Source organism: Streptococcus pseudopneumoniae (genome assembly GCF_001073085.1).
GTDB lineage: Bacteria > Bacillota > Bacilli > Lactobacillales > Streptococcaceae > Streptococcus > Streptococcus pseudopneumoniae_M.
Window position 1 is genome coordinate 146,248 of sequence record NZ_JVFV01000027.1, and the last position, 6,253, is coordinate 152,500.

2 protein-coding genes, 2 tRNA genes and 2 rRNA genes (1 of these 6 cut by a window edge) are annotated in these 6,253 nt (G+C 43.2%); all 6 read left to right on the forward strand.

The annotated features are described in order from the left end of the window. The first annotated feature begins 1 nt into the window (after window position 1). Window positions 2–544: a hypoxanthine phosphoribosyltransferase gene (hpt, locus tag ADH90_RS06105; protein ID WP_049530402.1), complete on the forward strand. Its 543-nt coding sequence runs from the start codon at window positions 2–4 to the stop codon at window positions 542–544. Between the two features lie 16 nt (window positions 545–560). Beyond that, entirely contained in the window at window positions 561–2,519 is a 1,959-nt protein-coding gene (gene ftsH, locus ADH90_RS06110; RefSeq protein ID WP_049530403.1) for an ATP-dependent zinc metalloprotease FtsH, read from the forward strand. 408 nt (window positions 2,520–2,927) lie between these two features. Continuing rightward, window positions 2,928–2,999: transfer RNA gene (locus ADH90_RS06115), tRNA-Glu, on the forward strand. A gap of 242 nt (window positions 3,000–3,241) precedes the next feature. Then, window positions 3,242–4,788: ribosomal RNA gene (locus ADH90_RS06120) — 16S ribosomal RNA — on the forward strand. Between the two features lie 50 nt (window positions 4,789–4,838). After that, window positions 4,839–4,911 (forward strand) — tRNA-Ala (locus tag ADH90_RS06125). Window positions 4,912–5,037: 126 nt separating this feature from the next. Then, a 23S ribosomal RNA gene (locus ADH90_RS06130) occupies window positions 5,038–6,253 on the forward strand; it runs 1,687 nt beyond the window's last position. The 16S and 23S rRNA genes sit together here with 2 tRNA genes alongside, the layout of an rRNA operon.

The following is a 6,253-nucleotide window of genomic DNA, read 5'->3' on the forward strand; positions in this document are numbered from 1 at the left end:
CATGTTAGAAAAAGATATCAAGAAAATTTTGATTTCACAAGATGAAATTACAGCAGCAGCTAAAAAATTGGGTGCTCAGTTGACAAAAGATTATGAGGGAAAAAATCCGATTTTAGTTGGAATTCTAAAAGGTTCTATTCCTTTTATGGCAGAATTGGTGAAATATATTGATACACATCTTGAAATGGACTTTATGATGGTCTCTAGCTATCATGGTGGGACTGTAAGTAGTGGTGTCATTAATATTAAACAAGACGTAACTCAAGATATTAAAGGTCGACATGTTGTCTTTGTAGAAGATATCATTGATACTGGTCAAACCTTGAAGAGTTTGAGAGATATGTTTACTGCAAGAGAAGCAGCTTCTGTTAAGATTGTCACAATGCTTGATAAACCAGAAGGTCGTACAGTAGAAATCGAAGCAGATTATACATGTTTTACAATTCCAAATGAATTTGTTGTAGGCTATGGACTAGACTATAATGAAAACTATCGTAACCTTCCTTATGTAGGTGTATTGAAAGAGGAAGTTTACTCAAAATAGAAGGGTAAGTGTTTGAATGCAAAAACAAAATAATGGTTTCATAAAAAATCCATTTCTTTATTTGTTGATGATTTTCTTGCTAGTGACAGGATTCCAGTACTTTTTTGCTGGCAGATCTGCTGGTCATAGTCAACAAATTAAGTACTCAGAATTGGTTCAGGAAATCACTAACGACAATGTTAAAGAAATGACCTACCAACCAAGTGGTAGTGTTATTGAAGTGTATGGTGTCTACAAAACTGCTAAGACAGAGAAACAGGAAACGGGAATTCAATTTTTTACACCCTCTGCTACAAAAGTAGAGAAATTTACAAGTATTGTCCTCCCATCAGATACAACTGTAGCGGATTTGCAAAAGTTAGCAAGTGAACATCAAACACAAATTGAAGTGAAACACGAAAGCTCAAGTGGTATGTGGATTAACATCCTGGTTTCAGTAGTACCATTTGCTATCTTATTCTTCTTCCTCTTCTCTATGATGGGCAATATGGGAGGAAATAATGGCCGTAATCCAATGAGTTTTGGACGAAACAAAGCCAAAGCAGCAAATAAGGAAGATATCAAAGTTCGTTTTTCAGATGTTGCCGGTGCTGAAGAAGAAAAACAAGAACTTGTTGAAGTTGTTGAATTTTTAAAAGATCCAAAACGATTTACAAAATTAGGTGCTCGTATTCCAGCTGGTGTTCTCTTAGAGGGTCCTCCGGGAACTGGTAAAACATTACTTGCTAAAGCAGTTGCAGGAGAAGCTGGTGTACCATTCTTTAGTATTTCAGGTTCTGACTTTGTAGAAATGTTCGTCGGTGTCGGTGCGAGCCGTGTACGTTCTCTCTTTGAGGACGCAAAAAAAGCAGCACCAGCTATTATCTTCATTGATGAAATTGATGCCGTTGGTCGCCAACGTGGTGTCGGTTTAGGTGGAGGTAATGATGAACGAGAACAAACCTTAAACCAACTCTTGATTGAAATGGATGGTTTTGAAGGAAATGAAGGAATTATTGTTATTGCGGCAACAAACCGTTCAGATGTTCTTGATCCGGCTCTACTTCGTCCAGGCCGTTTTGATAGAAAAGTATTAGTTGGTCGTCCAGATGTTAAGGGACGCGAAGCAATTTTGAAAGTCCATGCTAGAAATAAACCTTTAGCTGAAGATGTAGATTTGAAATTGGTAGCACAACAAACTCCAGGTTTTGTTGGTGCCGATTTGGAAAATGTATTGAACGAAGCAGCTTTGGTTGCAGCTCGTCGTAATAAATCAGTGATTGATGCTTCTGATATTGATGAAGCTGAAGATCGTGTTATCGCTGGACCATCTAAGAAAGACAAGACAGTTTCACAAAAAGAACGTGAGTTGGTTGCCTACCATGAGGCAGGACACACCATTGTCGGTCTAGTATTGTCAAATGCCCGTGTTGTTCATAAAGTTACCATAGTACCACGTGGACGTGCAGGCGGATATATGATCGCACTTCCTAAAGAAGACCAAATGCTTCTATCTAAAGAAGATATGAAAGAGCAATTAGCTGGCTTAATGGGTGGACGTGTAGCTGAAGAGATTATCTTTAACGTCCAAACAACTGGAGCATCTAATGACTTCGAACAAGCTACTCAGATGGCGCGTGCAATGGTTACAGAGTATGGTATGAGTGAAAAACTTGGTCCAGTACAATATGAAGGAAATCATGCTATGTTTGGTGCACAAACCCCTCAAAAATCAATTTCAGAACAAACAGCTTATGAAATTGACGAAGAAGTTCGTTCATTATTGAATGAAGCACGAAATAAAGCTGCTGAAATTATCCAGGCAAATCGTGAAACTCACAAGCTGATTGCAGAAGCATTATTGAAATACGAAACATTGGATAGTACACAAATTAAATCTCTATACGAAACAGGAAAGATGCCTGAAACAGTAGAAGAGGAATCACATGCACTATCTTATGATGAAGTAAAATCAAAAATGAGTGAAGAAAATTAATTATCTTAAATACTATAAACAGAGGGGGCACAAGTTTTCTCTGTTTTTTTTAAAAAAGTTGAGGAAACTCTAATTTAAATCAAAGATTTCTCTCAAAATAAAATACAAGTTCACTTATGTTAATGCTCTCTTAGAGGAAATGATTCAAATTTTCTGAAAATAAGAATGCAACAGTTACTTGAGTAATATGAAGAAATGTTTTCCAAAAATGATATGTGCTTCATAAAAAACAATTAGTATAAGAAAAAAAATTAACCGAAACTCTGGGCAGATGAGCGTTTCAAGGGTCGCAAAGCCATGCTGAAAGAATTAAAGGAAGTAATTCAGTAGAATTGAAAAAAGTTAAAAAAAGGTGTTGACAAAGTAAGAAAAGTCGGTATAATAGTAAGAGTTGAAAATAACAACTCTGGTCCGTTGGTCAAGGGGTTAAGACACCGCCTTTTCACGGCGGTAACACGGGTTCGAATCCCGTACGGACTATGGTATGTTACAGATGAAACACTAGATGAAAAAAATTAAAAAAAGTTTCAAAAAAGTGTTGACAAGCGAAAGCGGCTGTGATATACTAATATAGTTGTCACTTGAGAGAAGTGAGTGACAAAGACCTTTGAAAACTGAACAAGACGAACCAATGTGCAGGGCACTACAACTGAAGTTGTAGTACTGAACAATGAAAAAAACAATAAATCTGTCAGTGACAGAAATGAGTGAGAACTCAAACTTTTAATGAGAGTTTGATCCTGGCTCAGGACGAACGCTGGCGGCGTGCCTAATACATGCAAGTAGAACGCTGAAGGAGGAGCTTGCTTCTCCGGATGAGTTGCGAACGGGTGAGTAACGCGTAGGTAACCTGCCTGGTAGCGGGGGATAACTATTGGAAACGATAGCTAATACCGCATAACAGTAGATATTGCATGATATCTGCTTGAAAGGTGCAAATGCATCACTACCAGATGGACCTGCGTTGTATTAGCTAGTTGGTGAAGTAACGGCTCACCAAGGCGACGATACATAGCCGACCTGAGAGGGTGATCGGCCACACTGGGACTGAGACACGGCCCAGACTCCTACGGGAGGCAGCAGTAGGGAATCTTCGGCAATGGACGGAAGTCTGACCGAGCAACGCCGCGTGAGTGAAGAAGGTTTTCGGATCGTAAAGCTCTGTTGTAAGAGAAGAACGAGTGTGAGAGTGGAAAGTTCACACTGTGACGGTATCTTACCAGAAAGGGACGGCTAACTACGTGCCAGCAGCCGCGGTAATACGTAGGTCCCGAGCGTTGTCCGGATTTATTGGGCGTAAAGCGAGCGCAGGCGGTTAGATAAGTCTGAAGTTAAAGGCTGTGGCTTAACCATAGTACGCTTTGGAAACTGTTTAACTTGAGTGCAAGAGGGGAGAGTGGAATTCCATGTGTAGCGGTGAAATGCGTAGATATATGGAGGAACACCGGTGGCGAAAGCGGCTCTCTGGCTTGTAACTGACGCTGAGGCTCGAAAGCGTGGGGAGCAAACAGGATTAGATACCCTGGTAGTCCACGCCGTAAACGATGAGTGCTAGGTGTTAGACCCTTTCCGGGGTTTAGTGCCGTAGCTAACGCATTAAGCACTCCGCCTGGGGAGTACGACCGCAAGGTTGAAACTCAAAGGAATTGACGGGGGCCCGCACAAGCGGTGGAGCATGTGGTTTAATTCGAAGCAACGCGAAGAACCTTACCAGGTCTTGACATCCCTCTGACCGCTCTAGAGATAGAGTTTTCCTTCGGGACAGAGGTGACAGGTGGTGCATGGTTGTCGTCAGCTCGTGTCGTGAGATGTTGGGTTAAGTCCCGCAACGAGCGCAACCCCTATTGTTAGTTGCCATCATTCAGTTGGGCACTCTAGCGAGACTGCCGGTAATAAACCGGAGGAAGGTGGGGATGACGTCAAATCATCATGCCCCTTATGACCTGGGCTACACACGTGCTACAATGGCTGGTACAACGAGTCGCAAGTCGGTGACGACAAGCTAATCTCTTAAAGCCAGTCTCAGTTCGGATTGTAGGCTGCAACTCGCCTACATGAAGTCGGAATCGCTAGTAATCGCGGATCAGCACGCCGCGGTGAATACGTTCCCGGGCCTTGTACACACCGCCCGTCACACCACGAGAGTTTGTAACACCCGAAGTCGGTGAGGTAACCTTATAGGAGCCAGCCGCCTAAGGTGGGATAGATGATTGGGGTGAAGTCGTAACAAGGTAGCCGTATCGGAAGGTGCGGCTGGATCACCTCCTTTCTAAGGATAAGGAATGCACATTGGTCTTGTTTAGTCTTGAGAGGTCTTGTGGGGCCTTAGCTCAGCTGGGAGAGCGCCTGCTTTGCACGCAGGAGGTCAGCGGTTCGATCCCGCTAGGCTCCATTGGTGAGAGATCACCAAGTAATGCACATTGAAAATTGAATATCTATATCAAATAGTAACAAGAAAATAAACCGAAAACGCTGTAGTATTAATAAAGAGTTTATGACTGAAAGGTCAAAAAAATAAGGTTAAGTTAATAAGGGCGCACGGTGGATGCCTTGGCACTAGGAGCCGAAGAAGGACGTGACAAACGACGATATGCCTTGGGTAGCTGTAAGTAAGCGATGATCCAGGGATTTCCGAATGGGGGAACCCAACAGGTACTACCTGTTACCCATATCTGTTAAGGATATGAGGAGGAAGACGCAGTGAACTGAAACATCTAAGTAGCTGCAGGAAGAGAAAGCAAAAGCGATTGCCTTAGTAGCGGCGAGCGAAACGGCAGAAGGGCAAACCGAAGAGTTTACTCTTCGGGGTTGTAGGACTGCAATGTGGACTCAAAGATTATAGGAGAATGATTTGGGAAGATCAGCCAAAGAGAGTGAAAGCCTCGTATTCAAAATAGTCTTTGTACCTAGCAGTATCCTGAGTACGGCGGGACACGTGAAATCCCGTCGGAATCTGGGAGGACCATCTCCCAACCCTAAATACTCCCTAGTGACCGATAGTGAACCAGTACCGTGAGGGAAAGGTGAAAAGCACCCCGGGAGGGGAGTGAAATAGAACCTGAAACCGTGTGCCTACAACAAGTTCGAGCCCGTTAATGGGTGAGAGCGTGCCTTTTGTAGAATGAACCGGCGAGTTACGATATGATGCGAGGTTAAGTTGAAGAGACGGAGCCGTAGGGAAACCGAGTCTGAAAAGGGCGCTTTAGTATTATGTCGTAGACCCGAAACCATGTGACCTACCCATGAGCAGGTTGAAGGTGCGGTAAGACGCACTGGAGGACCGAACCAGGGCACGTTGAAAAGTGCTTGGATGACTTGTGGGTAGCGGAGAAATTCCAAACGAACTTGGAGATAGCTGGTTCTCTCCGAAATAGCTTTAGGGCTAGCGTCGACATTAGAGATTCTTGGAGGTAGAGCACTGTTTGGGTGAGGGGTCCATCCCGGATTACCAATCTCAGATAAACTCCGAATGCCAATGAATTATGGTCGGCAGTCAGACTGCGAGTGCTAAGATCCGTAGTCGAAAGGGAAACAGCCCAGACCACCAGCTAAGGTCCCAAAATAATTGTTAAGTGGAAAAGGATGTGGGGTTGCACAGACAACTAGGATGTTAGCTTAGAAGCAGCTATTCATTCAAAGAGTGCGTAATAGCTCACTAGTCGAGTGACCCTGCGCCGAAAATGTACCGGGGCTAAAACAATTTACCGAAGCTGTGGATACCTTTATAGGTATGG

Excerpts from the sequence above, each read along its gene's own strand:
- hpt (WP_049530402.1), top strand. The coding sequence starts at position 2 with ATGTTAGAAAAAGATATCAAGAAAATTTTGATTTCACAAGATGAAATT.
- ftsH (WP_049530403.1), top strand. The coding sequence starts at position 561 with ATGCAAAAACAAAATAATGGTTTCATAAAAAATCCATTTCTTTATTTG.